The following is a 26,524-nucleotide window of genomic DNA, read 5'->3' on the forward strand; positions in this document are numbered from 1 at the left end:
GATGAGAACGCAGATCGTCATCATCGGCGCCGGGCCGGCCGGCCTGTTGCTTGGCCGGCTCCTGGACAATCACGGCATCGAGACCGTCATCCTGGAACGCCGTTCCCGCGATCACGTATTGGGACGCATTCGCGCCGGCGTGCTGGAACAGGGCACCATCGAACTGCTCGAACGCGCGGGCGTCGCACAGCGCCTGCGCCGCGAAGGGCTTGTGCACGACGGTGTCGAAATCGGTTTCGACGGCGAAAGGCACCGCTTCGATTTCAAGGCGCTGATCGGACGCACCGTTACCGTCTACGGCCAGACGGAGGTGACGCATGACCTGATGGACGCGCGCGATGCATCGGCCGCCAGGACGGTCTACGAAGCCGAAGACGTGTCCCTGCAAGGATTCGACGGTACGTCGCCGGTCGTGCGCTATGTGAAGGATGGCGTCGGCCACGCGATCGGCTGCGACTTCATTGCCGGTTGCGACGGCTTCCACGGCGTCTCGCGCGCCAGCGTTCCACCGCAAGCGATGAAGACATTCGAGCGTGTCTATCCGTTCGGCTGGCTGGGCGTGCTGGTCGAGCGGCCACCCGTTTCCGACGAGTTGATCTATTCAAATCACGAGAGCGGTTTCGCGCTGTGTTCGATGCGTTCTCCGACACGCAGCCGCTACTATGTGCAAGTGCCGGCCGGCGAGAAGGTGGAGGATTGGCCGGACGACCGCTTCTGGGAGGAATTGCGGCGACGCCTCGACAGAGAGGCCTCGCAATTGCTGCAAACCGGGCCGTCGATCGAAAAGTCGATTGCGCCGCTGCGTTCCTTCGTTGCCGAGCCGTTGCGTTTCGGCCGGCTGTTCCTCGCCGGCGATGCCGCCCACATCGTGCCGCCGACCGGTGCCAAAGGGCTCAATCTGGCGGCGAGCGATGTCGGGATGCTGGCCGACGCGCTGATCGAATTCTATGAGGAAGGCTCGCATGCGGGCATGGACCGCTATTCTTCACGCGCACTCGCAAGGGTCTGGGACGCCGAGCGGTTTTCCTGGTGGATGACGTCGATCCTCCATCGTCTTCCCGAGACCGACGCCTTCGGACGCCGCATCCAGAGAGCCGAGTTCGACCGTTTGAGACGCTCCGTCTCGGCTGCGTCTGCTTTTGCCGAAAGCTACACGGGCATATTCTCGGGCTGACTGCCCTTCCTGCACGTGACATCACAAGGTGCCTCGCGCATGCGGAAAGCCAATGCGTCGGCTCCGCCTCAGTCTCGGCCGAGAAGTTTTCCGCTGGCCAGCCAGAACGGCGCCAGGCAGAGCGGGATGGCGGAAAGCAGAAGCATGTCGTCCTTCACCGCGATGCCGATCTGTTCGGCGACGAAGCGCCGGCGGGCCTCGAAGCGCCTGGCCAGCGCCGGGTGGCGTTGCGCGATCGTCGTGCGCAGCCCCTGGTCGGCAAACGTCACCGGATCCTCGCAGTTCAAGGCCCACCCGTCCGGCATCGGCACGGGAATGATGTCCACCTGGAAAGGCATCCCGGAAACGATCCGGTCGGTGGAACCGGGACGGATCGGCGAATGCATCCATTCATCGAGACCGACGAGATGACCCGGATTGAGCGCCGGCCGCAGCTTACCGCGGGCCAAAGTCGAAATGACCGCATCGTGGATCGCCCCGCCCTCGATTCCGATACCGGCGGTTTCATACCAGGCGATAAGGCCCCGGAAATAGGCCTTGGCGAGTTCCAAAAACCCGTCCTCGTGCTCGGCGATCAGGCCGGCGCGGGCGGTCAGCCCGCCCCAGTAGCCGACGGCGGCGGTCACGCCGTCGCCACGCTTCGGTATGCGCGCGGTAGGACTGCGCAGCCCGATCACCGGGCCCGACGTGTCGTTCGTGGCGAACATGGGATGGCAGCTCATCGGCTCGCCGGCATAACCCATGCGGGAGGCGGCCACGAGCTCGTTGTCGCCGAGCCTGAAGCCGCTGACGATGCGCCAGACAGCCATCGCCGCCCGCGCCGCCGCCCATTCGGCCTCGGCGATCTGGTCGACATCGACCACGGCACGCAAGCCGTCGGTCGGGTGCATGAGCACGCGCGTCGCGTCCGTGAGCGCGGCGGGCGTGACGATCTTTCCGATGGCGTCGACGACAAAGGCCGGCACGAAGAAGGTGGGCCGTTCGGATACCCACTCTTCGCTCTCCAGATACTTCCACCCCACCAGACCGACGCTGTCGCCGGCCGCCAGCCCTGCCTCGCGCAGCACAGCGACAAGGTCGGGCTTCTCACTTCGGTCCTGCGCCATGAGGCTGAGCGATTGGGCAAGCATCGTGACGATGCCCGGCAATCCGGCGATCGGCGTGTAGCCGAGGTTTTCGTTGCCGGTGACGACGATGCGCCGGTCGCCCGAACCCAGAAGCAGCAGCGCCTCCTCGAAGCGCGGCTCGAAACCGGTCAGGAAGGCAATGTTGGCGGCATGCTCGCGGTCGGCATAGACCACCAGCCAGTCGGCTTCGGCGCGCTGCAGCGCGGTGGCGCAGCGCGCCTCGTAGGTGGCGGCGGGGATGGCCGGCCGCTCGACCGGCAGGCCGAAATCCGGAATGTCGACGGTGCGGAGGACGACAGTCATTTCTTCTCGATCCCTCTTCTGGATGCACAAGGCCGATGGCGCTACCGCGCCGCTGGCCCGGTTCGTCTTTCGGTGATACCAGAGCGCCCGGTCGGCCGGGAGTCGGCTATGCCCCGTATCCGTTGCGGTGCTTAAGCTTTCGGCCCCGGCAGCACTTTGACATTGTCGATCAGCCTGGTCTCGCCGAGCCAGGCCGCGGCAAGCAGGCGGGCGGGCCGGTCAAAAGACTGCATCGGCGCCAGATCCTCCTCGGCCCGCAGTTCCAGATATTCCACGCTGGCATAGCCTGCCGCAACGATCGCTGCACGCGCGTCCGCAAGCGTCTCATCGACAGGCGCCCCGCCGGCGATCCGCGCCGCCGTCTCGAACAGGACCGCGGCAAGCTTCGGCGCGGCCTGCCGTTCGGCTGGCGAAAGCCGGACGTTGCGGGACGACAGGGCCAGCCCGTCAGCCTCACGGACGGTGGGACGGCCGAGGACAGCGACAGGAATGTCAAGGTCGCGCGCCATGCGCCGCACGACATGCAACTGCTGAAAGTCCTTCTCGCCGAAGAAGGCGAAGTCGGCGCCGGTCTGCAGGAACAGCTTGGCCACCACCGTCGCCACGCCGTCGAAATGGCCGGGCCGGAAGGCCCCGCACAGTCCCTCGCTGACGCCACATACCGACACGGCGGTGGCAAACCCTTCTGGGTATATCTCGGCGGCGTCCGGCGCATAAAGCAGATGCGCGCCGAGCGGTGCGAGCTTCGCCGCATCCGACTCCTCGGTACGCGGATAGGCGGCAAGATCGGCGGCGCTGTTGAACTGTTTCGGGTTGACGAACAGCGTGACGATGACCCGCTCCGCACGCTCCAGCGCCGCGCGGACGAGGCTGAGATGCCCTTCATGCAGCGCGCCCATCGTCGGCACCACCGCGACCCGCGCGCCCTCCCGGCGCCATCCGGCGACGGTCGCGCGCAGTTCCGCGACGGTCCTGGCTATCGCTACGTTCATGCTGCTTCTCCGCCTTTGTTCCCGCGTCCGCCGGCGACCTTGGGTGCATCGCCGAAAACATGCTCGGCGGCGGGAAAGCGTCGCTCGCGCACCTCGCCGGCATAGGCCGCGATCGCCGCTTCGGCCTGCTCGCCGATCTCCGCGTAGCGCTTGACGAATTTCGGGCGGAAGGAGGTGAACAGTCCGAGCATGTCGTCGATCACCAGGATCTGGCCGTCACAGGCCGGCGAGGCGCCGATGCCGATGGTCGGAATGGCGATCTCGGCGGTGATCCGCCGCGCCAGCGGCTCCGGCACCTTTTCAAGCACCACCGAGAAGGCGCCGGCCTCCGCGACCGCGGCCGCATCGCGCCTGATCCTGTCGGCATCGCCTCCCCGCCCCTGGACGCGATAGCCGCCGAACGTGTTCACCGCCTGCGGCGTGAGACCGACATGCGCCATGACCGGGATGCCTCGGGCGACGAGGAAACCGATGGTGGCGGCCATGGCCTCGCCGCCCTCCAGCTTCACGGCCGCGCAGCCGGTCTCGGCCATCAGCCGCGCGGCGTTGCGGAAGGCCTGCTCCGGCCCTTCCTCGTAGGAGCCGAACGGCATGTCGACGACCATGAGCGCCCGCACCAGGCCGCGCCGCACCGCCTGCCCGTGCAGGATCATCATGTCGAGGGTGACGCCGAGCGTCGAAGGCAGGCCATGAAGCACCATGCCGACACTGTCGCCGACCAGAACGATGTCGCAATGCCGGTCGACGAGTTTTGCCATCGGCGTGGTGTAGGCCGTCAGGCAAACCAGCGGCGTGCCGCCCTTGCGGGCGGCGATATCGGGCAGGGCTATCGCCTTCGACTCACCAGCCACGCTCATGGCGCTATCCTCCCGAGTTTCGTCGGCAGGCCGGCCTTGGCATAATTTTGTGCAGATGCGAAGTGCAGAATATGCGACCTGGCCAGGACCTTGACCGCCGCCAGCCGGAATTCACGTCGAGAACCTGCGCGACAACGCCAGGAATGCGATCAACGACCGCCTGCGGACATGTCCTGCGGGTGGCCATTGGATGGACGGGATCTGGCCCGCGGGTCGACGGCGACGCCGATGTCCTGCCGCATCCCCGCAGCGACAGTTACGCGAAGGACCCGGAGAGCATCGAACGACGTCAGGCTATCGGGAGGCTGCGCGGCCGATGATCTCGTCGGTGTTCGCCAGCAGCCGCCGCACTGCCTTGCGCGCCGCCTCCGGGCGCTGCAGGCGAATGCATTTCTCGATGTCCTCGTGCAGTTCCTGGGCATATTTGAGGTCGTTCACCTCGCGGGTGATGAAGCCGAAGAGGTTGTCGAGAGTGGATTCGATCAACACGCCCAGCGGCACCAGCAATTCGTTGCCGGAAGCACGCAGGATGGCGACGTGGAAGCGCGTGTCCGCCTCCGTCCGCTCGGACAGGAAACGGGCCGTGCCCATCTCGGTGCAGGCCTGGGTGATTTCCGCCATCTGCTCTTCCGAGCGTCTGGTCGCCGCCAGCGCGGTGGCCTCCGGTTCGATGATATAGCGGAATTCTTGCACGGTCCGAAGGAATTTCAGCCGGTCGGGGGCGGAGGCGTACCAGCCGAGCACGTCGCGGTCGAGCAGGTTCCAGCGGTCGCGCGGTTCCACCCGGCTCCCCACCTTGGGCCGCGACACGAGCAGGTTTTTCGCCATCAGCATCTTGATGGCCTCGCGCACGGCGGAGCGGCTGACATCGAAGGTCTGCGACCATTTCTGCTCGTTGGGCAGCGTCGTGCCGGGCGGATAGTCGCCGCGCACGATGCGCTGGCCGATCTCGTTGGCGAGAGCGGCATGTACGCTGGCGCCTGAAATGCGGAAGCCGCGCAGGCGCGCTTCGTCCGCGCGGACATCCGCGACCGGCGCTTCCGCTGCCGCTTCCGTGCCGGCCGCGCGGCCTCGCCGGTCTTCCGCCATCTCGCCCGCCCTCAGTTCTCCGAGTCGCGACTGGCCCGAATCCGATCGAACGCCACCGCAAGCACGATGAAGCTACCAACGAACATGCCCTGCCAAAAGGTGCTGATGCCGAGAAGCGTCAAACTGTTGCGGATAACCTCGATCAGCGCGGCGCCGACGACCGATCCGAAAACCGTGCCGGCGCCGCCCATCAGGTTGGCGCCGCCGATGACGGTCGCGGCGATCACGCTGAGTTCCATCGACTGGCCGAGATTGGTGGTCACTCCGCCGAGCCAGCCGGCCTCGAGCACGCCGGCGATCCCCGCCATCAGCGAGGAAAACATGAAGACGCTGACCTTCAGCCGGCGCACGCCGATGCCGGTCAGCACCGCCGCCTTCTCGTTGCTGCCGATGGCAAAGACATGGCAGCCCCAGCGGGTCCATTTGAGCATCAGTCCGGTGACGATGGCGAGCACCACCAGGATGATCACCGGATGCGCGATGCCGAAGGTCGAGCCGCCGCCCAGCCAGAACAGCAGTTTTTCGTCTGGCCCGAACTGGAAGATCATCTTGTTCTGGGAGAGCACCATCGCGGCGCTGCGGGCGACCGACAGCATGCCGAGCGTGACTACGAAGGACGGGATCCTGACATAGGCGATCAGCACGCCATTGATGAAGCCGACGACAAGCGAGGCGGCGATCGCCGCGGCGCAGCCGAGCCAGAGCGGGTAACCCGCATGCATGGTGATCGCCAGCACCATCGCCGAGAGGCAGAGCACCGAGCCGACCGACAGGTCGATGCCGCCGGAAATGATCACCACCGTCATGCCGAGCGCCATGATGCCGACGAAGGCGAAATTGCGCGTCACGTTGAAGAGGTTCTGTGGCGTCGCGAAGGTGTCGGTGAGCAGGCTGAGCGCCAGGCACGCAAGCATCGCCGCCACGAACACCCAGAATGCCTGCTGCCCGACGATCCTGCCCAGCCTTGTGTGGGTCTGCCGTTCGATCGCGTCGTCGATGCTGGTTGCCATTGGCAGGCTCTCGAATCTCACTTGTTCAGGCATGTTCGATGGCGCCGGTGATGAGGCCGGTGATTTCCTGCGGCGAGGTTGTGGAGACCTGCTTGTCGGCGACCTTGGTGCCACGCCTGAGCACGATGATGCGGTCGGCGACCGCAAAGACGTCCGGCATGCGGTGGCTGATGAGGATCACCGCGATGCCGTGTTTCTTCAACTCGCGGATGAGATTGAGCACTTCCGCCACCTGCCGCACGGAGATCGCGGCGGTCGGCTCGTCCATCAGCACGATGTCGGCGGCGCTCAACCGGGTACGCGCGATGGCGACGGCCTGCCGCTGGCCGCCCGACATCGAGCGGACGAAATCCTTCGGCCGTGTCTCCGAACGCAATTCCTTGAAAAGGCGGGCGGCGGCGGCATTCATCGCCGAATAATCCAGGATCTTCAGCGGGCCGATGCTGCGGGTCAGCTCACGGCCGAGAAAGACGTTCACCGCCGCGCTCAGATTGTCGCACAGTGCGAGGTCCTGGTAGACGATCTCGATGCCGTGCTGCCGGGCCTCCACCGGCTTGTGGAAAGTCGTCTCGCGCTCCTTGATGAAGATCTTTCCATGCGTCGGGTGGTAGTTGCCGGCGATGATCTTCACCAGCGTCGACTTGCCGGCACCATTGTCGCCCATCAGGCCGACGACTTCGCCCGGCGCCAGCGCCATCGACACGTCATTGAGCGCGTGAATCGCTCCGAAATGCTTCGAGACGCCTTCAAGCCTCAGCGCCGACATGCCGTCCTCCCGACTTCCGGCCGCATTAGGCGGCGAAATCCGTCAATCGTCAATAGAATGATAAAACTGATTATCAGATTTGTCTGACAATATCTTGACGGCTCGTCTGACCTGCGCTTAAGCTTGGCTCCGGAGGATGAGATGCGCGCGCCTGCGGGGGGAGTAACAGGCAATATGGACCGGGCGCCGGTCGCGCCCGCCAAAGCCGCGTCTGGCCGATACCTGTCCTGCAATCCGGGACGGCTTGTCGATTCCGCCCGGGCCTGCCATCGCCCGCCGAGCGAACCAGGGAGGGTCTGGCATCCGGGCTGAAGTGCCGGCGAAGGAGGTCGCCGGCAACCGCGTCAAACAAGGGAGGAGTACCGATGAAAAGACTGAACACGATTCTTCTTGCCGGCGCCGCTTTTGCCGCGCTCGCCGGTTCCGCCTTCGCCGAGGACAAGACGCTCGCCATCGTGGTCAAAGGCCTCGACAATCCGTTCTTCGAGCAGATCAATCTGGGCTGCCAGAAATGGAACGGCGAGAACGCAGCCAGCGGCTACAAGTGCCTTTACACCGGTCCCGCCTCCAGTGCGGACGAGGCCGGCGAGGTGCAGATCGTCGAGGACCTGCTCAACCGTCCGGACGTCAAGGCGATCGCGATCTCGCCGTCCAACGCGCCGCTGATGGCCAAGCTGCTGCGCGAGAAGGCGCCGAAGATCCCGGTGATGACCATCGACGCCGACCTCAGCAAGGACGACGCGTCGCTACGCAAGACCTATCTCGGCACCGACAACTACCTGATGGGGGTCAAGTTCGCCGAGCACCTCAAGAAGCTGAAGCCCGAGGGCGGCACCGTCTGCCTGCAACTCGGCAACGTCGCAGCCGACAACATCAACCAGCGCGCCGCCGGCACGCGCGACACTCTGTCGGGCGAGAAGGGCATCGAGCGGCTGACCGGGCAAGGCGGCTGGAAGGAGATGGACGGTTGCCCGGTCTTCACCAACGACCAGTCGGACCTCGCCAACCAGCAGATGGCCGATACCTTCACGGCCAACCCCGACCTCACCGCGTTCATGCTGATCGGCGGCTGGGCGCAGTTCGCACCGCAGGCCTATGTGCAGGTCACCGACCAGGTGATGGACAAGTTGAAGTCCAAGACGCTGGCGATCGTCGCGGGCGACACGCTGCCGCCACAGATGGAAGCGCTGAAGGCCGGACGCAGCCATGTCCAGGTTGGCCAGCGGCCCTTCGAGATGGGCTACCGCGCGCCGACGGTGATGATCGACCTGATCGACGGCAAGCCGGTCGAGCCGATCATCTACACCGGCCTCGACGAATGCACGCAGGAGACGGCAGAAACCTGCATCGCCAAGTGAGGCTCCGGCCCGGCTTCGGACATGGGAGAAACCGGAGCCGTGTCGTTTGCCAAGAGCAGTCCGTGCCTGGGCAGGCCCCGAGGCCCGGACACATCGAAGCCAGACCCTGAACAAATGGGAGGAGACAGGACATGAAGCTACGCATCGCAACCCTAGCACTGCTCGTCGGCACCGCGTTGGCGGTCTCGGGCGCCGCGGCGCAGGACAAGAAGGCGCTTGCCTTCGTCGTCAACGGCGCATCCGACTTTTGGAAGCTGGCCGAGGCCGGCGTGAAGAAGGCGCAGGAGGAACTGCCCAACTACGACCTGCAGTTCAAATATCCCGAGCAGGCCGCCGCCGCCGTGCAGCAGCGGCTGATGGACGACCTGGTCGCCGCCGGCGTGTCGGCCATCATGGTCAGCGCCGTCGATCCAAAGTCCTCGACCGATGCGCTGAACAAGGTCGGTGCCCAGGTGCCGCTTTTCACCACCGACTCGGATGCCCCCGACACCAACCGCATCGCCTATATCGGCTCGTCCAACACCGACGCCGGCAAGCAGGCGGGCGAGATCGCGCTGAAGGCGCTGCCCGATGGCGGCAAGTGCATCGGCTTCGTTGGCCTGCCCGGCGCCGACAACGCGCGCGAGCGCATCGAGGGCATGAAGAGCGTCATCGCCGGCTCGAAGGTCGAACTGATCGACGTGCGCGGCGACGACATCGACCAGACCCGCGCCAAGCGCAATGTCGAGGACGCGCTCGCCGCCAATCCCGACATCAACTGCATGGTCGGCTTCTATTCCTACAATCCGCCGCGCATTTACGAGGTGCTGAAGGAATCCGGCAAGCTCGGCCAGGTCATCATCGTCGCCTTCGACGAGGATCCGATCACGCTGGGCGGCGTTCGTGAGGGCACCATCGCCGGCACCGTCGTGCAGGATCCCTATGAGTGGGGCCTCCAGGGCATGAAACTGATGGCCAAGTATCTCGAGGGCGACAAGTCGGTCGTGCCGGAGAACAAGCTGATCATCGTGCCCACCAAGATGATCGACAAGTCCAATGTCGACACTTTCGAGGCCGAGCTGAAGGCGCGCATCGGCGGCTGATGCCTCGGAACGGGCAGGCCGGCGACTTTCTCCCTGCCGGCCTGCCTCGCAGTCCTTGTCCTCGACCCTCGATCGCAGCATGATCCGCCTATGGCCGTGCCTTTCCTGACCATGACGGGCATCAGCAAGCAGTATCCCGGCGTCCGGGCCCTGGACGGCGTCAGTCTCGCCGTCGCGCCGGGCGAGGTGATCGGGCTGGTCGGCGAGAATGGCGCCGGCAAGTCCACGCTGATGAAAATCCTCGGCGGCGTGGTCGAGCCGAGCGGTGGGGCGATCGACATCGACGGCGAGAGGGCCGACCGGCTGTCGGTCAACCGCTCGATGCGCGCCGGCATCGCCTTCGTGCATCAGGAACTCAACCTCTTCGATAATCTTTCGGTCGCCGCCAACATTTTTATCGGCCGCGAGCCGCTGCGCGGCGGGCCGCTCAGGCTGATCGACCAGGCTGCGCTGAACCGGCAGGCCGCGCCACTGCTCAAGCAGCTCGGCGCCGACTTCGGGCCGGAGGCAAGTGTCGCCAGCCTGTCGCTGGCGCAAATGCAACTGGTCGAGATCGCCAAGGCGCTGTCGCTGCAAGCGAGGCTGGTCATCATGGACGAGCCGACCTCCAGCCTCACCGCCTCCGAGACCGAACGCCTGCTGTCGGTGGTGCGGCGGCTCAAGGCGGACGGCGTCAGCACCATCTTCATTTCGCACCGGCTGGCCGAGGTCGAGCATATCGCCGACCGGGTGGTCGTGCTGCGCGACGGCAGGACGGTGGCCGAACTGGAAGGCGCGGCGATCACGCCCGCCACGATGATCCGGCACATGATCGGGCGCGAGCTGAAGACGCTCTACCGTCCGCCCGCCGCGCCGCCCGGCGAGCCGATCGTCGAACTCCGCGACGTGCGGACGAGCCACCGTCCCGAGCAGACGATCACGCTTTCCATCCGGCGCGGCGAAATTCTCGGCCTCGCCGGCCTCGTCGGCTCCGGCCGCACCGAGCTGGCGCGGGCGGTGTTCGGCCTCGACGCGCTGGTCGGCGGCGAAATCCGCATCGGCGGCGTGCCGGCGGCGCTCGCCTCGCCGCGCCAGGCGATCGACAGCGGCGTCTACCTCGTGCCCGAGGATCGCAAGCGCTCCGGCCTGATCCTCGATTTTCCGGTGCGCGACAACGTCACACTGGCCAATCTCGCCGCCTGCGCGCGGCTCGGCATGATCGATGCAGCCGCGGAGGAAGCCGCCGCCACGGACCAGCGCGGCAAGCTGGACATACGCTGCGCCAGCACCGCGGTGAAGGCGGGGTCGCTGTCGGGCGGCAACCAGCAGAAGGTCGTGCTTGCCAAATGGCTGTCGATGGCGCCGCGCGTTCTGATCTTCGACGAGCCGACACGCGGCATCGACGTCGGCGCCAAGGGCGAGATCTACCGGCTGATGCGCGATCTTTCTGACAACGGCGCCGGCATATTGATGATCTCCAGCGACATGGAAGAGGTGATCGGCGTCAGCGATCGCGTCGCCGTCATGCATGAGGGCCGGATCTCCGGCTTCCTGGAACGCAGCCAACTGAGCGAGCAGAACATCCTGTCGCTCGCCGTGGGGAGGACGAACTGATGCACGGGACCGAAGGGTGGGCGGCGCTATGATCAACCGCAAGGATCTGTGGCTGCTCGTGCTCATCTTGGTGGTGGGCGCGGTCGTCGCCATCATCAACCCGCGCTTCCTGTCGCCGATCAACCTGTCCAACACCGCCAATCTGATCGGGCTGTTCGGCATCTTCGCGGTGGCGCAGGCCTTCGTCATCATCTCCGGCGGCATCGAGCTCTCGGTAGGCTCGATCATCGCGCTGCTCGGCGTCATCTTCATCGACCTGATCGCCAACGGTACCGTCAATTCCGGCGTCGGCATCGTCATCGTCGTGCTGATCGGCTGCCTGATCGGCTTCGTCCACGGCTTCCTGATCGCCAAGGTCGGGCTGCAGCCGTTCGTCGTCACGCTGTGCGGCCTGCTGATCTATCGCGGCGTGGCGCGCTACTACACCGACGAGGCGACCGCCGGTTTTCCGTTCGGCGCGAGCTTTCCGACGTTGGAATGGCTGACCGCCGGCCGGTTCTACGGCGTGCCGCACAGCCTGATCGCCTTCGCCATCATTACCATCGTGATGGCGGTCGTGCTGCATCGCTCGGTTTTCGGGCGCTATCTCTACGCGGTGGGCAAGAACGAAGAGGCGGCGCGTTACAGCGGCATCCACACCAGCCGCATCATTATCGCCGCCTACGTCATCTGCTGCGGTCTCACCGCGGTGGCCGCGATCTTCATCGCCATGTACACGCGCTCGATCTCGCCGGCCTCGCACGGCAATTTCTACGAGCTCTACGCGATCGCCGCGGCCGTGCTCGGCGGCTGTTCGCTGCGCGGCGGCGAGGGGTCGATCCTCGGCGTGGTGCTGGGCACCGTCCTGCTGCAGGTGCTGCAAAATCTCGTCAACCTGCTCGGCATCCCGAGTTCGCTGAACTTCGCGGTGATGGGATCGGTGATCCTCATCGGCGTGCTCGCCGACCAGGAGTTTTCACGGCGTCGGATCGCGGGCGCCACCAGGCGGGCAAGTCGCGGCGCGGAAGCCGCGGTGCAGGCGGCGGGCGCGAATCGCGGATAGCAGGCCGGCTGCTGCGAGGTCCGGTCCATTCCGTCGGAGCAAGCGCCGCCGGAATTTTTGCCAGGACGCGTGGATCCGTCGCCGTCAGGCCATGTGTCGCAAACTCATCCCGCTCGCCTTGTCGAACAGCGCGACCTTTTTCGGATTCCAGCCAAATTTGACCGTCTGCTCCATGGCAAGATCGGCACGCGCCGGCGCGGTGGCGTGCAAAAAAGTGTCGCCGACGCGCAGGGTCACGATCTTCTCGACGCCGTGGTTCTCGACGTCATGCACTGTGGCGGAAACCGGCGCGCCGCTTTCGAGCACGATGTCTTCCGGCCGGACGCCGAAGGTGAGTGGCCGGCCGTCGGCGGAGGCAGCCGGGGCAAGGCCGTCGTAAGGCAGCTCGAAACTCTGCGGCGAAACCACCGCGCGGCCGGAGACAAGCCGGCCGTCGACCAAGTTCATCGGCGGCGAGCCGACGGCGCGCGCGACGAAGGTGTTTTTTGGGTTGTTGTAGATCTCGTTGGGCGTGCCTGTCTGCACCAGATGGCCATGGTTGAGCACACCGATCTTGTCGCCCATCGACATCGCCTCGATCTGGTCGTGGGTGACGAACAGGAAGGTTGCGCCGAGATTCATCTGCAAATTCTTCAGTTCGGTGCGCAGCGCCTCGCGCAGTTTTGCATCGAGCGCCGACAGCGGCTCGTCCATGAGGAAGACGCGAGGCTTTCTGACGATCGCCCTGCCGATCGAGACGCGCTGCATCTCGCCGCCGGAGAGCCGGTCTGTCTTGCGCTCCAAAAGATGCTCGATGCGCAGCGTCTTCGCCACGCGTTCGACGCGTTCCTTGATTTCGGCCGGCTCGACGCGGCGGATTTTCGACTTCAGCGGAAATTCCAGGTTTTCGCGCACCGTGTAGCGCGGGTAGAGCGAATATTGCTGCAGCACCAGCGCGACGTCGCGCTCTGCCGCGCCCCAGTCCCCGACATCGGCGCCGTCGATGAAGATTTTTCCCTCGGTCGGCTTTTCCAGCCCAGCGATGAGACGCAGCGTTGTCGTCTTGCCGGCGCCTGTCTCGCCCAACAGAACGAAGAATTCGCCGTCCTGGATTTCCAGGTCAAGTCCGGCAAGCGCGGTATGGCTGCCGAATTTTTTGGTGATCTTTTTGAGTTGGATGTGGGCCATTAGAGCGCTCCTTACCCTCCCCCTTGTGGGGAGGGTCGGCGAGATTGTTGAGCACCGCGAAACAATTGCGACGGGGTGGGGGTAAGGACGAGACCGGTACTGTAAAGACCCCCACCCCGATCCGCTGCGCGGATCGACCCTCCCCACAAGGGGGAGGGTAAGAGGCACCATACCCTCACAGCCGCACCCCCAGAGACTGGCCGCCGGCATCGAAGAAATGCGCGTGACTGGGGTCGATCCGGGCAAAGACGCGGGCACCCGCCCTGGCAACGTAGCCTGCGCGGGTGCGGGCGCGCAGCATCTGGTCGCCTACCTTCAGGTCGACGATGTCGTAGGAGCCCAGCGGCTCGATAATGTGCGCCTCGACCGGCAGGAAGCCGTCGGCCGCCTCGTGCTGCACGAGCACGCCTTCCGGCCTTATGCCGAGTGACAGTGCACTGGACGCCGCCTTGCCATTGAGCTTGGACAGCAGTTCGCGTGGGAACGCAAAACCTTGCGGCGCGCCCTGCACCGTAACCGAGGCGCCGGCCTTGTCCTCAGCGACCGCGGCATTGGCGACGTTCATCACCGGGCTCCCGACGAACTGCGCGACGAAAAGGTTCGACGGATACCGGTAGACCTCATCCGGGCTGCCGACCTGCTGCAGCACGCCCTCGTGCATGATGACGATGCGGTCGGCGAGCGCCATAGCCTCGATCTGGTCGTGGGTGACATAGATGGTCGTCGAGCCCTGCTTGACATGCAGCCGCTTGATCTCGGCGCGCATCTCCTCGCGCAGTTTCGCGTCGAGCGCGCCGATTGGCTCGTCCATCAGCATGGCCTTGGGCCGTCGCACCAGCGCCCGCCCGATCGCCACGCGCTGCATGTCGCCGCCCGACAGCGCCGAGGGTTTTTTGGCGAGCAGGTCGGTGATGCGCAGGATCTTTGCGATCCCGCGCACTTCCTGGTCGACTTGCGCCTTGCTCATGCGCGTCGCCCGGAGCGGGAAGGCGATGTTCTCGTAGACCGTCATGTGCGGGTAGAGCGAGAAGGACTGGAACACCATGGCGATGTCGCGGTCCGAGCATTTGAGATGCTGCACCGGCTGGCCGTCGATGAGGATGTCGCCCTCGTCGATGGTCTCCAAGCCGGCGATGGCGCGCAGCGTCGTGGTCTTGCCGCAGCCGGACTGGCCGAGCAGCACGATGAATTCGTTGTCTTCGATCTTGAGATTCAGGTCCTTGATGACCTGGACGGCGCCGAAGAATTTTTGCAATCCGCGAAGCTCGATCTGGGTCATGAGTGACCTTCTTTTTGCGTCGGCGCGGCTGGCTCGTCCTTTGACCCGAACCAGCCGGTGAACATGAACGTCAGCAGCCCGGCGATGATGATTGTCAGGCCGTAGCGATGGAGAAAGAAGTTCCACGGCTGACAGAGCGCGACGATGCCCAGCACCATCACGATCTCGGCGATTCTCTGGAGCGTTGCGCTGCGGATCATTTGCGGATCGCTCCGAAGGACATGCCGCGCAGCAGATGGTTGCGGAGCAGGAAGGTGAAGATCGCGACCGGCAGCAGGAACAGCACCGTGCCGGCGGCAATCACCGTCCAGTCCGGCAGGCCGGAACCGACCTGGCTGGGGATGAAGGGCGGCGCGGTCTGGGCGCGGCGGTTGGTCATGATCAGCGCGAAGGCGTATTCGTTCCACGCCGTGATGAAGCAGAACACGGCGGTGGCGGCGATGCCGGTCGCCGCCTCCGGCAGCACGACCTTGAAGAAGGCCTGCATGCGCGTGTAGCCGTCAACGAGGGCCGCCTCCTCGTATTCCTTCGGGATCTCGTCGATGAACCCCTTCATCAGCCAGACCGAGAAGGACAGGTTGAAGGCGGTGTAGAGAATGATCAGACCCCAATGGGTGTCGTTGAGGCCAACCGCCCGGTACATCAGGAACATCGGGATCGCCACCACGACCGGCGGCAGCATGCGTGTCGACAGGATGAAGAACAGCAGGTCCGCCTCGCCCTTTATCCTGAAGCGGGAAAAGCCGTAGGCGGTGAAGGTGCCCATGCCGACCGCCAGGATCGTCGAGGTGATCGCCACGATCAGCGAGTTCATGAAGCGGCTGGGATAGCCAGACGGCTGCACATTGCCCTTGCCGTCGCGCACCACCTTCTCGCCGCCGTCGAAGACCAGGCGCTCCCACCAGGGCGCGGCCGCATATTCTTCCGGCGTCGGCGGGGTGCGCAACTGCGAGCGTTTCGTGAACAGCTTGACGAAGGGCGATATCTCCGGCTGGAACAGCACCGTCGGCGGGATCGTGGTGGCGAGGTTGCGCGGCTTGAAGGCCGTCGAGGCGATCCAGTAGATCGGCGCCAGGAAGATCAGGGTGATCAGAAGCACGGCGACGATGGCGACGCGGTTGAGCGCGACTTCGGAAGATGTGCGTACGGCCGCCATCTCAGCGCTCCTTCACCTTGTTCAGATATTTCACGTAGATGTTGGTGATGGCGAGCACCATGATCAGCACAATGTAGGCGAGCGCGCAGGAGCGCCCCGTCTGCCATTCCTGGAACGCCATCTTGTAGAGGCGGATGGAGATCACCTCGGTGGTCGGCTGGCTGGTGAGGATATAGGCGAGGTCGAAGGTCTTGAACGCCTCCATGGTGCGGAAGATGATGGCGATCATCAGGATCGGCGCGACCAGAGGAAGCGTGATGCGGAAGAAGGTGTAGAGCGGCCCGGCGCGGTCGATCGCCGCCGCCTCGTAGAGATGCTTCGGTACGGCCGAGAGGCCGGCGAGCGACAAGAGCATGACGAAGGGCGACCACATCCAGATGTCGGTCAGCGCCACCGCGTAGAGCGCCATGTTGGGGTTGGACAGCCATTCGAAAGTGCCCAGGCCGAGCGCGTAGTTGATGATGCCGAAGGACGGGTCGTAGAGCAGCTTCCAGAACAGGCCGACCACCGCCATGGACAGCATCATCGGCAACAGCAGCAGCGTCGTCAGCAAGCCCTTCAGCGGGATGTCGCGGTTGAGCAGCATCGCCATGCCGAAACCGACCAGCACCTGGCCGGTCACCGAGACGATGACGTATTGGGCGGTGATCGCGAAATTCCTCCAGATGAAGTCGTCGTTGAGCAACTCGCGATAATTCTGCAGGCCGACGAAATTCGCCGGCGCGTTGGTGGAGGCGCGGAAATCGGTGAAGGAGTAGCCCAGCGAATAGATCAGCGGGAAGATGTTGAAGACGATCAGGAACAGGATCGTCGGGATGATGAAAAGATTGCGGATGGTGAGGTCGCTCCAGCCATGGGCGGCGGCGCGCGTGCTCGGATCGAGCCGGGTCATGACGGCGGTAGCCAAATCCGGATTTCCTTCGCTTTCAAAAGAAAAGGAGAGGGCGGGCCGCGCCCTCTCCAGCTTTTATTAGTCGGCTTACTTGATCCGGTTGTACTTCTTGAAGGTCGCGTTCCAGTCGGCGGCGAGATTGTCGAGGGCTTCCTTGGCGGTGCCCTGGTCGCCGGTGATGTAGGGATAGACGCGCTGGTTCATCTGGATCAGCAGTTCGGCATATTCCGGCGTCGCCCAAAAATCCTTCACCTTGAACATCGTGTCGTAGAAGGCCTTGTTGTAGGGCGTGGCGTTCTGGAACTCGGCGCTTTCGAGAACCGCCTTGTTGGCGGTGTAGCCGCCAAGCTCGGCCCACTTCTTCTGCGTCTCGTCCTTGACGAACCACTCGAGGAACTTGAAGGCCTCCTCCTTGTTTTCAGAGTAGTTCACGATCGAGATGCCCTGGCCGCCGAGCGCCGCAAACTGGTCGCCGCTGGGTCCGGCCGGGTTGGCGAAGAAGCCGGTGCCCTTGGCGTTGGGGTTGGACGATTCGTTGACCAGCGCCGGGAAGAAGGCGAAGTAGTTCATGCTCATCGCGGCCAGGTTCTCGGTGATCGCCTGGTTGTCCTCGATGAAGAAGGCCTTGGCCCAACCCGGAGGCGTGAAGCTGTAGAGTTCCTTGTAGGCTTCCAGCGCCTGGATGTTCTTCTCCGAATTGATAATGCCGTCGACCTTGTAGGTGGCGTAGTCGCCGAGCTCGCCGCCCCAGGAGAAGATCGCGTTCTCGACGCCCATCACCAGCGCGTCATAGGAATTGTCGGTGTAGATGGCGATGCCGTAGCGCTTCTCATCCGGACGGTGGAAGAACTCGGCGATGTCGCGCAACTGCTTGAAATCCTTCGGCGCCGCGAGATCGTAGCCATATTTGGCCTTGAACGCCTCCATCTCCTTGGGGTCCTCGAACCAGTCCTTGCGATAGGACCAGCCGACCGCGTCGCCTTCCGCAGGAACCGACCAGTATTTGCCGGAAGCGGCCGGATATTCGGCGTAATATTTCACCGTGGCCGGCGCCATGGTCTCGGCAAGCTTGTGCTTGGCGAAGAAGTCGGTCAGGTCGACATAGTGGCCGGCCTCGGAGGCCGCGCCGATCCATTGCGAGTCGCCGACGACCATGTCGTAGGCCGAGCCCTTGGCGTTGAATTCGGTGAAGGCCTTGGTCTGGAAGTCCGACCACGGCGTCGTCTCGACGGTGACCTTGACGCCTGTCTCCTTCTCATACTCGTTCACCAGTTCCTGAAGATAGTTCGCCGGATCCCATTCCGCCCAGAAGATCGTCAGCTCCTGCGCGAACGCCGACGTTCCGCTGGCGAGCGACAATCCGATACCGGCAAGGATGCCGGTCAATGTCTTCCGCATTGCAAGTTCCTCCCTTGTGCACACATTCGCGGACCCTTGGACGATCCTCCGGTCCGTTTGCCTTTTCGCCGCCGCTTCGCGGGGCCGACCCTCCCCGGCCGGTTTTCGAACGTCACGGCCGATGGCCGGTGCTGTTCCTCCTTCCAATCTGGTATTACCAACCAGAGTTCTCCGTCAAGGCCTTTCTTGGCGGCCTGAAACCATTGAATCCCTGACCTTCACGCGAAAAATGTTCGTTTTCATTCATATGCGTTCGTCTATGACGTGATTATGTCAGAACTCGCAAGTCAGCGTATATCTGGCTTATCAATCAGTCTGACCATCTGGTAGAACCAGATTGGCCGCTGCTCTCGCGTTTTCCTCACAATTCCGCGACCGATGCTGCCCGCACCAGCGCGGCGGCGGCCCAACGCGCCACCGCTTGCGTCTCGTCTCCGTCCAAGCCCCAAATGTCCTTCAGCACGATAAGCGCTTCCACGCCGAACACCAGCGACAGCGCCTGTGCCAACCTGTTGAACTGCGCCTTCGGCAGCGTATCACTGAGCGGTGCGATGGCGTCCTTCAAAAGTTCGATACGGTGGCCGCGGGTGAAGCGCGGCTCGTCGCCGAGCGTGCCGGCCCGGCGGCGCGCCCACTGGTCGAGCGACAGCTTCAGCGCAGCCTTGAACGTCGCCTCATAGACCTCGATGCGCGGCAGCGAGGTGCCGATCAGCTCGTCTACGCGCTTTTCGGCGCTCTTTGCATCCGACTTCCAGGTGAGGATCGGCCCTAGCCCCTCATCCACCACCGCCTGCACCAGCGCGGCTTGGCTCGGAAAATAACGATAGGCCGTGGCGCGCGACACGCCGGCGGCTTCCGCCGCCTCGGTCACCGACGGCGTCACGCCCGACTGCATCAGCCGGCTCGCCGTCTCCAACATCAGCCGGCGCGTCCGCGCCCTCGGGCCACGCTCGGTCTCCTCGACGCTCGATTGACGTGAGACATCCATGTCAATATGATACGCTCGTCTCAAAAAATTACAACAGTCGTATGAGGGAAAAATGCCGGCCATCCCGCGCAAAAGAATCCTGGAGAAATTCAGAAAGATGATCGCCGACCGCGTGCCGATCGTCGGCGGCGGTGCGGGCACCGGTCTGTCGGCCAAGTCGGAGGAAGCAGGCGGCATCGACCTGATCATCATCTACAATTCCGGCCGTTACCGCATGGCGGGCCGCGGCTCGGCCGCCGGTCTGCTCGCCTACGGCAACGCCAACGAGATCGTGAAGGAAATGGCGGTCGAGGTGCTGCCGGTCGTGAAGAGGACGCCGGTACTGGCGGGCGTAAACGGCACCGATCCGTTCGTCATCATGCCGCGCTTTCTGGCCGAACTGAAAGACATCGGCTTCTCCGGCGTCCAGAATTTCCCGACGATTGGCCTGTTCGACGGCACCATGCGCCAGAGTTTTGAAGAAACCGGCATGGGTTTTGGGCTCGAGGTCGACATGATCGGCGAGGCGCACAAGCTCGACCTTTTGACCACGCCTTACGTCTTCAACACCGACGAGGCCAGGGCGATGACCAAGGCCGGCGCGGACATCATCGTCGCGCATATGGGCGTCACCACCGGCGGCACCATCGGCGCCACGTCAGCCAAATCGCTCGACGATTGCGTCAAGGAGATCGAGGCCATCGCCGACGCGGCCCGTTCGGTGCGCAAGGACGTTGTCCTGCTCTGCCATGGTGGTCCGATCTCCATGCCGGAGGACGCCCGTTACGTGCTGGAGCGGGTCGAGGGGCTGCACGGCTTCTACGGCGCCTCTTCGATGGAGCGCCTGCCGGCGGAAGCGGCCATCGCCAAGCAGACCGCCGATTTCAAGGCGTTGAAGGTCGGCAAGCCGGCAAAGAGGAAGGGATGAGGCGATGAGCGACAAATCGAAGGTTTTTGTCTACCCGAAGGATGTGACGGCGTTCAGTTTCGACTGGGGTCGCCTGGCGTTGACGGTGGCGCCGGAGGTTAATGGCGCGAAACGCTTTTCCGGCGGCGTCGTCGATTTGCCGTCCGGCCAGGGCCATTCCCGGCACAACCATCCGGGCGCGGAAGAGATCATTTTTGTCATTTCCGGCAACGGCGAGCAGATGGTCGAGGACGAGCAAGGCAATCCGGTCACGCAGAAGGTCGGGCCGGGCTGCACGATCTTCGTGCCCGAAAGCCGTTTTCATTCGACGCTCAACACAGGCGACGCGCCGATGCAGCTTTTCGTCGTCTATTCGCCGGCCGGGCCGGAACTGGCGCTACGCGACCTGCCGGATTTCCGGCTTGTTCCGGCGGCGGGCTGACATCGAGACTTGCAAGCAAGGCGCCAGGCGCGATGGACCGCGCCGGCGCACCTATTGCATCGACAAAACGTCCATGTCCATGATCGGCCATGGACGTAGATCTCCGCGAACCCGGCACAGCGAGCCCCGCTGAAATTTTCGCCGGGCTGTTCCGCGCGCATCCGACGGATCGGCTGATCCGTAACCTGGCGACCGAGGTGTCCACTTTGACCGTCGGGAGATACGTGCTGCCGGTCACCGTCAACGACGGCACGACGCTGACCTGCTATGTCTGCTGCCCCAGCGCGGCCTACGTCGACTATGCCCGCGAGGAACTTCGTACTCTCTCCAATCCCGCCCTGCGCCAGACAATGGCGGCGCTGGTCACGCTTTCGGCGCCGCTGGTGCGCGCCACGAATTTCGACCGCCAGATCCAGCCGAACAACTGGCTATTGGCGACCAACATCCAGCCGACGCTCACCGCCAGTGAGATTGCCGACGCGACACACTCGCTGCTGCGGCGCTGGCCGGACCGCGCGATCGTCTGGCGCTCGCTCAACGAGATCAGCGACCGGCTGGCGCTCGAAGCGTTCCGCCGCGCCGGCTACAAGCTCTATCCGGCGCGCCAGATCTACCTGTTCGACTGCCGGACGGACGCGCCTCGCCGGCGCCGCGACGAGAAGCGCGACAGGATCCTGCTGGGCCAGGCCGACTATCGCGTCGAGGGGCCGGACGGGATTCGGCCAGAGGATTTCGAGCGGATCGAGGAACTCTACGGCCTGCTCTATCTACAAAAATACACGCCGCTCAACCCGCAATATTCAGCCCGATTTCTAAGCGCGATGCACGAGACCGGCCTGCTGCGCGTCTTCGGCTTGCGCAATCGCCAGGGCAGGCTGGACGGCGTCATCACGTTCTTCGACCAGCGGGACGTCATGACCGCGCCGGTCGTCGGCTACGACACCTCAATCACCCCCGAGGTCGGGCTCTACCGCCGGCTGATGGCGATCGGGCTGCGGCGGGCGCGCGAAAACCGCCGGCTCTTCAACATGAGCGCCGGCGCGGCCGGCTTCAAGCGCAACCGCGGCGGCATGCCGGCGATCGAATACGCGGCCGTCTACAGCAGTCATCTGCCATGGCGCAATCGCGCGGCGGCGGGCATTATCCGCGGCGTTCTCAACGGCGTGGGCGTGCCGGTCATGCGGAAATTGAAACTTTGAGCGAGCAGGAAGGCTGGATCGCTGTCGCGGCTTCGAAAGGCCTGCGCGCGCGGCCGCTGCGCGTGCTGGTCGACGGCCGTCCCCTTGCGCTGTTTAGAACCGACGGCGGGTTGCACTGCCTCACCGATATATGTCCGCACCGTTCCGCGCCGCTGTCGCAGGGCAAGGTGGTCGGCGACACGATCGAATGCCCATACCACGGCTGGCGTTTCGACGGGTCCGGCGTCTGCCGGGCGATGCCCGGCCTGCTCGATAATATGCCACGCGCGCTGGTGCCTTCTTATGCGACCTGCGAAAAGGACGGACTGATCTTCGTGGCGCGGCAAAGGCTATCGGAAGAGCCCTATACGACGGCGCTGTCCGGCCATGCAGGCGTCGCGGCCATCGTCGAGAGCCGGGTAAGATCGTCGTTGGCGGAAGTGGCCGAAAACATCCTCGACGCCACCCACACGCATTTCACCCACAAGGGCGTGCTGCGCGGGCTGAGCAGCCGGCGTTACAAGGTGCAAGTCACCATGACCGGCGGCGACGGCTGGGTGGAGGCGCGCTATGAGGGCGAGCCGAGGCAGGAAGGGCTGATCAGCCGCCTGCTCGAAGGCGATCGCACGATCAGCGTCGGCCGGTTCCGCGCGCCCGGCATCGCTGAACTGGAATTCTGGGGTCGCTCGCGCATCAATCTGGCGACCACCTTTCATCTCCGGCAGGAAACCACCGAGACGGTGCACGGCTTCGGGATTTTGTCTGCGCCCGACCGGGGACTATTCGGCCATATCAAGGCGGCCCTGTTCAAGCCGCTGTTCCGCGTCGCCCTGCGGCAGGACCAGCAGATTCTGCAGGCCGCCGATGAGAACCGTCGCCTGTTCGGCGAGCGCCGACAGATGATCGGGCCGCTGGACGTTATGCGGCCGCATATCGACGCGATTCTTTCGGGCCGCTGGCCGGAAGTCGCCGACCGGCCGGCGACGCTGACAATGGAGCTTTGAGGCTACACCGGGTCGAGCGCCTCGCCGTTCCATTCGATGTCGGCGGTGGCGGCAGCCTTCAGGCCGATGCCGCGCGTCGCGGCGATCGCACCGATCTCCGCCAGCGCCAGAAACTGCGCCGGCAAAAGATATCGATCCTTCGGCCAGCGGCTGATGTCGGCCATGGCTCGGAAATCACGCCACCAGCGGCGGGACGCCCCATTCCGCAGTGCATCAGGCAAGCCGTAGAAGAACATGGCCAGCGGCAGCGTCATCTGCCCGGTGCCCGAAGCCTGAGCCGGCCGGCCGGAAAGCAGCGCATCGGCCAGTCCGTCCGCCGCGCCGAAAAAGTGCAGGCCGCTGGTGGCGCGAGGGTTGCACTCGATCACCGACAGGCGGCCATCGGCATCGCGACGGAAATCGAACGATATCTGGCCCGTCCATTGCGTCGAAGCCGTGAACGCCGAAACGAAGTTTTCGATCGCCGAGACTGCAACCGGCTCGAAGGCCAGCGCGGCGCCCCGCCCCGCGCGATAGAGCGGACGATAGGCCTGCAGCGCCAGCAGTCTTCCGGCGTGCGCCAGCGCCCATGCGCAAAGTTCCTCGCCCGGCAGATATTCTTGCGCGACCCAGGGATCGTCCGGCGACGGCACTATGCGCTGCAGAGCCGTCCAATCAGGGCGGATCAACACCCGCTCGGCAAAGCGCGACCACACCGGCTTGAACACAAAATCGCCGCTGCACGCCTCCCATGCATCGAGATCGGACGGGCGGCTGAGCAGGGCTGTGGGTGGTGGATCGGCGCCCAATCCCTGCGCCATGCGGCTGAAGGCGAATTTGTTGTGGACCTGCTTGAGTAGCCCAAAGGGCGGCGCAAACAGCGGGATAGCCGCGCCGTGCAGGTCGCGCGCCGCGGCAAGAAAAAACACTTCCTCGCAGGTGGGCACGACGAGATTGCAGCCGAACTTTCGAACGGCCGCCTCGACGGCTTTCGCATAGGCGGCGACATTGCCGCGCGGCGGTGGCAGGCGCAGATAGGCCGCCTTGAACCGGTTGGACCTCGACATCGGAAAACGATTGCTGTCGGCGAGGACGACCTTGTGTCCCGCCTCGTGCAGGACGCGGCTCCAGTGCAGCGCCACCGGCGCGCGGGCGCCCGTAATCAGAACCGTCGTCATGTTTCCTCCGCCCGCCAGCGGCGCTCGACACGGCGCAGTTTTACGGTTGGCGGCGGCAGATCTTGCTGCACGGCGGCGATGCGCGCCTCCGCGCCCATGTTGCGTAGGAGATTTGAAAGCGCCGCGCAGGCGGCCTCGACGGTTTCGGCCAGCAAGTCTTTCGGCAAAGTCAGGCTGAGCGTGCGGCGACCGGTCTGGGCCAGGCGGAAGTCGGCAATGCGCCGGTCGGCATTCAAAATGGCGTTGCGCAGCACGTCCGGCGTGACCGGGATGCTGCCTTCCCCGCCGGCACGCGACAGGACAAAAATGTCGTCGCTGCGGCCAACCACCTCCGCCACGGCGCGCAGCGGCGAGCCGCACAGACAGGCATCGTTCTTCAGCCGCAGCAGGTCGTTCATCCGGTAGCGCGCCATCGCCTGTGTCTCACGGGTGAAATCCGAGACAATGGGCGAGACGAGATCGCTTTCCGGCACCGGCTCCAGTTCGAAATGCACGACATCCTCGGCCAGATGCAGCGTGCCGTGCGCGCAGGAAGTGGCGAGCAGGCCCTCGGTCGCCATGTAGATCTCGCGCAGCCGGATGTCGTAGCGCGCCTCGACGATGTCGCGGTCGATCGGATCCAGCACTTCGGCGCTGCTGAAAAGCCGTTTCGGCCTCAGCGACCGGTCATGCTCGGCCAGCCAGCGCAAAACCGTCGGCGGCGCAATTATGGTGTCCGGACGGAAAGCAACGACCTCCGGCGTCAACGTTGCGACGCCCCGGCGCAGGTCGAAGAATCTTAAACGCAGCCGGCCCGTGCGGTTCACCGCGCCATAAAGGGCGGTGTTGAGCGGCAGGATCAGCGCGATGCGCGCCTTCTCCAGGGGAAAGCCGGGCAGGAGTTTTGCGACGATAACGCCTAGCCATTCGTAGCGCTCGGCATGCGAAATGACGAACAATCCGCGATTGCCGCTGGTGCCGGTGCTGGCGCCGACCGAATATCCCTTCGGTGGCCGGCCGCTCTCGACGGCGCGCCAACCTTCCTCGCGCGTCACGCCGGCACGATTGAACTTTTCGAACGCGGCCATCAGCACGGATTTGTCGACAACCGGCAGATCGTCGAGTTTTTCGATCCGGCGGCCGCGATAGAAGGGCGCGGCGGCGACGGTTTCGCGCAACCACGCGGTGATGCGCTCCGCCTGCCAGGCCTCGACGTCGGCGCGGGTCTTCAGCGTCCTGGACAAGCGGCGGGTGCGCAAAAAGGCCGTCACGAACCGAAGAATCGGCAGATGGCGGGATACGAACCCTCTCATGCCAGGCGAACCGTCACGTGCCGGTCTTCATGAGGTCGTCCGGATCGTGGCAGAGCACGACCCGCCCCCCGGCGCTGGCGAAGCGGCGGACCTTTTCCGCCGATTCCTGCGCGGCACGGCGGTCGCTGTAGATCAGCCGCGCCGGACCGCGCGGCAGGCGGTCCTCGACAATCGCCCGCAGCAGCCATTGTGTGTCGACGGCGTAGAGAAGCGGCGTTTCCAGATGCGGCCACAGCAGCCCGAAATGGCCGAGCGCGTGGCCGGGCAGCGGCACTCCGAGGCAGGAGCCGTCGCCGAACGGATCGAAGCCCGTCCCCAGACCAAAGGGAAGCGCCACGGTCGGCAGCTCCTCGATCGGGATCAGACGTTTGCAAAAGTCCTCCGGCAGAAGCTCGGGGAAGAACGCGTTGTCGACCTGGCTCCGGCGCGACATGGAGGAGAGCGCATCGAAAGCACTGCCACTGGCGATGAACCGCGCCTTCGGAAGATCCCGCAGTCCTGCGATGTGATCGGCATGGAAATGCGTGACCACGATGTGTCTGACCGCGTCCGCATCAACGCTCCGCGACCGCAGCCAGGCACGAGGCAGAAGCGGTTCCGCCAGGCGCGGCCGCAGCAGCGCCGAATAAAGTTTCAGGGCAAGGCCGCGATCCGCGCCCTCGGTCGCGCGCGGCGTATAGCCGGTATCGATGAGCGTAGGGCCGAGGCGCGGATGCTCCCAAAAACCGTAGCGGATCGGAATGTCGATCCTCTTCCAGCGGCCGCCACGCAGCACAAGTTTTTCCAGCGCTCGAACCGTGGCGCTGGTCACGAAGACCGGCTCGTTCACGCCGCGCCTCCCGCAAAAGTACGCGCCAGCCCCTCGTCGAAACCGATCGCCGGCCGGAAGCCCAGGTGTTCTTGCGCTGCCGTGGTGTCGAGCGTCTGGGTAAAGGCAAGCAGGCCAAGGGCATAGGCGGTAATGCGGGGTTCCGGCCGGCCGGGCTTCAGCCTGGCGATGGTTTCCGCCAGCCGGGCGGCTGCCAGCGTCGCAGGCCAGGGCACGCGGCGCCAGCGCGCCGTCAGGCCTGCCCGCGCCGCAGCGCGCTCGACGATCTCCCGCACCGGCACAACCTCGCCGGCAATGTTGCAGATCGCGCCTCCGGCTTCGGGTTGCGCGTGAAGCGCTAGCTATGGGCTTTCAGAAGGTTGTCCATTCGGACCTGACCGAGGAGACTGGAGTTACCACGCTTCAGATTCGTCGGAGGGTCCGAATGAACATTCATAAGAATGCCCGTCTCACGCCGCTGCGT

Annotated in this window: 26 protein-coding genes; 9 read left to right on the forward strand and 17 right to left on the reverse strand. The window is 64.8% G+C overall.

What is annotated here, in order from left to right:
- Window position 1: 1 nt before the first annotated feature.
- Window positions 2-1,174 (forward strand): 4-hydroxybenzoate 3-monooxygenase, encoded by a 1,173-nt coding sequence (gene pobA / locus RB623_RS19510; RefSeq protein ID WP_308058608.1) that lies wholly within the window; start codon window positions 2-4, stop codon window positions 1,172-1,174.
- Window positions 1,175-1,242: 68 nt separating this feature from the next.
- Here the strand turns inward: pobA and RB623_RS19515 are convergent, their stop codons facing one another.
- The 6 genes from RB623_RS19515 to RB623_RS19540 all read right to left on the reverse strand — a co-directional run bounded on the left by RB623_RS19515 (window position 1,243) and on the right by RB623_RS19540 (window position 7,318).
- A complete protein-coding gene (locus RB623_RS19515; protein WP_308058609.1) occupies window positions 1,243-2,604 on the reverse strand; it encodes a Xaa-Pro aminopeptidase in 1,362 nt (453 codons plus the stop codon).
- 131 nt (window positions 2,605-2,735) lie between these two features.
- Window positions 2,736-3,596, reverse strand: a complete 861-nt coding sequence (panC, locus tag RB623_RS19520; RefSeq protein WP_308058610.1) for a pantoate--beta-alanine ligase — start codon at window positions 3,594-3,596, stop codon at window positions 2,736-2,738.
- The gene (gene panB / locus RB623_RS19525) at window positions 3,593-4,453 is read right to left on the reverse strand and encodes a 3-methyl-2-oxobutanoate hydroxymethyltransferase (protein ID WP_308058611.1); all 861 of its coding nucleotides are present in this window, start codon (window positions 4,451-4,453) and stop codon (window positions 3,593-3,595) included. Before panB ends, panC begins: the two co-directional genes overlap by 4 nt.
- A gap of 294 nt (window positions 4,454-4,747) precedes the next feature.
- Window positions 4,748-5,542, reverse strand: coding sequence for a FadR/GntR family transcriptional regulator (locus RB623_RS19530; RefSeq protein ID WP_308058612.1), 795 nt, complete (start codon window positions 5,540-5,542; stop codon window positions 4,748-4,750).
- Between the two features lie 11 nt (window positions 5,543-5,553).
- Window positions 5,554-6,552 carry an ABC transporter permease gene (locus tag RB623_RS19535; RefSeq protein ID WP_308058613.1) on the reverse strand — a complete coding sequence of 333 codons (999 nt, stop codon included), beginning with the start codon at window positions 6,550-6,552 and terminating at the stop codon, window positions 5,554-5,556.
- Window positions 6,553-6,577: 25 nt separating this feature from the next.
- The gene (locus RB623_RS19540) at window positions 6,578-7,318 is read right to left on the reverse strand and encodes an ATP-binding cassette domain-containing protein (protein ID WP_308058614.1); all 741 of its coding nucleotides are present in this window, start codon (window positions 7,316-7,318) and stop codon (window positions 6,578-6,580) included.
- Window positions 7,319-7,683: 365 nt separating this feature from the next.
- On the opposite strand from RB623_RS19540, the gene RB623_RS19545 reads away from it, so the two are divergent.
- The 4 genes from RB623_RS19545 to RB623_RS19560 all read left to right on the forward strand — a co-directional run bounded on the left by RB623_RS19545 (window position 7,684) and on the right by RB623_RS19560 (window position 12,393).
- Window positions 7,684-8,676, forward strand: coding sequence for a substrate-binding domain-containing protein (locus tag RB623_RS19545; RefSeq protein ID WP_308058615.1), 993 nt, complete (start codon window positions 7,684-7,686; stop codon window positions 8,674-8,676).
- A 131-nt stretch (window positions 8,677-8,807) separates the two neighbouring features.
- Window positions 8,808-9,758, forward strand: a complete 951-nt coding sequence (locus RB623_RS19550) for a sugar-binding protein (protein ID WP_308058616.1) — start codon at window positions 8,808-8,810, stop codon at window positions 9,756-9,758.
- A 90-nt stretch (window positions 9,759-9,848) separates the two neighbouring features.
- Window positions 9,849-11,351, forward strand: coding sequence for a sugar ABC transporter ATP-binding protein (locus RB623_RS19555; RefSeq protein ID WP_308058617.1), 1,503 nt, complete (start codon window positions 9,849-9,851; stop codon window positions 11,349-11,351).
- A 31-nt stretch (window positions 11,352-11,382) separates the two neighbouring features.
- A complete protein-coding gene (locus tag RB623_RS19560) occupies window positions 11,383-12,393 on the forward strand; it encodes an ABC transporter permease (protein ID WP_308058642.1) in 1,011 nt (336 codons plus the stop codon).
- 84 nt (window positions 12,394-12,477) lie between these two features.
- On the opposite strand, the gene RB623_RS19565 is transcribed toward RB623_RS19560, so the two are convergent.
- The 7 genes from RB623_RS19565 to RB623_RS19595 form a co-directional block, all read right to left on the reverse strand.
- Window positions 12,478-13,560 (reverse strand): ABC transporter ATP-binding protein, encoded by a 1,083-nt coding sequence (locus RB623_RS19565; RefSeq protein ID WP_308058618.1) that lies wholly within the window; start codon window positions 13,558-13,560, stop codon window positions 12,478-12,480.
- Between the two features lie 175 nt (window positions 13,561-13,735).
- A complete protein-coding gene (locus tag RB623_RS19570) occupies window positions 13,736-14,839 on the reverse strand; it encodes an ABC transporter ATP-binding protein (RefSeq protein ID WP_308058619.1) in 1,104 nt (367 codons plus the stop codon).
- Window positions 14,836-15,039, reverse strand: coding sequence for a hypothetical protein (locus RB623_RS19575; RefSeq protein WP_308058620.1), 204 nt, complete (start codon window positions 15,037-15,039; stop codon window positions 14,836-14,838). Before RB623_RS19575 ends, RB623_RS19570 begins: the two co-directional genes overlap by 4 nt.
- Entirely contained in the window at window positions 15,036-15,995 is a 960-nt protein-coding gene (locus RB623_RS19580) for a carbohydrate ABC transporter permease (RefSeq protein ID WP_308058621.1), read from the reverse strand. The genes RB623_RS19575 and RB623_RS19580 overlap by 4 nt, the downstream gene beginning before the upstream one ends.
- A 1-nt stretch (window position 15,996) precedes the next feature.
- Entirely contained in the window at window positions 15,997-16,902 is a 906-nt protein-coding gene (locus tag RB623_RS19585; RefSeq protein WP_308058622.1) for a sugar ABC transporter permease, read from the reverse strand.
- 72 nt (window positions 16,903-16,974) lie between these two features.
- A complete protein-coding gene (locus tag RB623_RS19590) occupies window positions 16,975-18,285 on the reverse strand; it encodes an extracellular solute-binding protein (protein ID WP_308058623.1) in 1,311 nt (436 codons plus the stop codon).
- Window positions 18,286-18,646: 361 nt separating this feature from the next.
- The gene (locus RB623_RS19595) at window positions 18,647-19,273 is read right to left on the reverse strand and encodes a TetR/AcrR family transcriptional regulator (protein WP_308058624.1); all 627 of its coding nucleotides are present in this window, start codon (window positions 19,271-19,273) and stop codon (window positions 18,647-18,649) included.
- A gap of 52 nt (window positions 19,274-19,325) precedes the next feature.
- Here RB623_RS19595 and RB623_RS19600 point away from each other — a divergent pair, with 52 nt between their 5' ends.
- The 4 genes from RB623_RS19600 to RB623_RS19615 all read left to right on the forward strand — a co-directional run bounded on the left by RB623_RS19600 (window position 19,326) and on the right by RB623_RS19615 (window position 22,783).
- Window positions 19,326-20,180, forward strand: coding sequence for a phosphoenolpyruvate hydrolase family protein (locus RB623_RS19600; RefSeq protein WP_308058625.1), 855 nt, complete (start codon window positions 19,326-19,328; stop codon window positions 20,178-20,180).
- 4 nt (window positions 20,181-20,184) lie between these two features.
- Window positions 20,185-20,601: a cupin domain-containing protein gene (locus RB623_RS19605; protein ID WP_308058626.1), complete on the forward strand. Its 417-nt coding sequence runs from the start codon at window positions 20,185-20,187 to the stop codon at window positions 20,599-20,601.
- Window positions 20,602-20,690: 89 nt separating this feature from the next.
- Window positions 20,691-21,800 (forward strand): GNAT family N-acetyltransferase, encoded by a 1,110-nt coding sequence (locus tag RB623_RS19610; RefSeq protein WP_308058627.1) that lies wholly within the window; start codon window positions 20,691-20,693, stop codon window positions 21,798-21,800.
- Complete coding sequence (locus RB623_RS19615) at window positions 21,797-22,783, forward strand: Rieske 2Fe-2S domain-containing protein (protein ID WP_308058628.1); 987 nt, start codon at window positions 21,797-21,799, stop codon at window positions 22,781-22,783. Before RB623_RS19610 ends, RB623_RS19615 begins: the two co-directional genes overlap by 4 nt.
- Window positions 22,784-22,785: 2 nt before the next feature.
- On the opposite strand, the gene RB623_RS19620 is transcribed toward RB623_RS19615, so the two are convergent.
- From RB623_RS19620 to RB623_RS19635, 4 genes are read right to left on the reverse strand one after another with little or no spacing between them, the layout of a single operon-like run.
- Window positions 22,786-23,940 (reverse strand): hypothetical protein, encoded by a 1,155-nt coding sequence (locus RB623_RS19620; protein WP_308058629.1) that lies wholly within the window; start codon window positions 23,938-23,940, stop codon window positions 22,786-22,788.
- Window positions 23,937-25,190: a F390 synthetase-related protein gene (locus tag RB623_RS19625; RefSeq protein WP_308058630.1), complete on the reverse strand. Its 1,254-nt coding sequence runs from the start codon at window positions 25,188-25,190 to the stop codon at window positions 23,937-23,939. The genes RB623_RS19620 and RB623_RS19625 overlap by 4 nt, the downstream gene beginning before the upstream one ends.
- A gap of 55 nt (window positions 25,191-25,245) precedes the next feature.
- The gene (locus tag RB623_RS19630) at window positions 25,246-26,061 is read right to left on the reverse strand and encodes an MBL fold metallo-hydrolase (protein ID WP_308058631.1); all 816 of its coding nucleotides are present in this window, start codon (window positions 26,059-26,061) and stop codon (window positions 25,246-25,248) included.
- Window positions 26,058-26,336 (reverse strand): hypothetical protein, encoded by a 279-nt coding sequence (locus RB623_RS19635; protein WP_308058632.1) that lies wholly within the window; start codon window positions 26,334-26,336, stop codon window positions 26,058-26,060. Before RB623_RS19635 ends, RB623_RS19630 begins: the two co-directional genes overlap by 4 nt.
- Window positions 26,337-26,524: the final 188 nt, after the last annotated feature.

Origin of the sequence: Mesorhizobium sp. LHD-90 (assembly GCF_030929505.1) — a bacterium.
Lineage (GTDB): Bacteria > Pseudomonadota > Alphaproteobacteria > Rhizobiales > Rhizobiaceae > Kumtagia.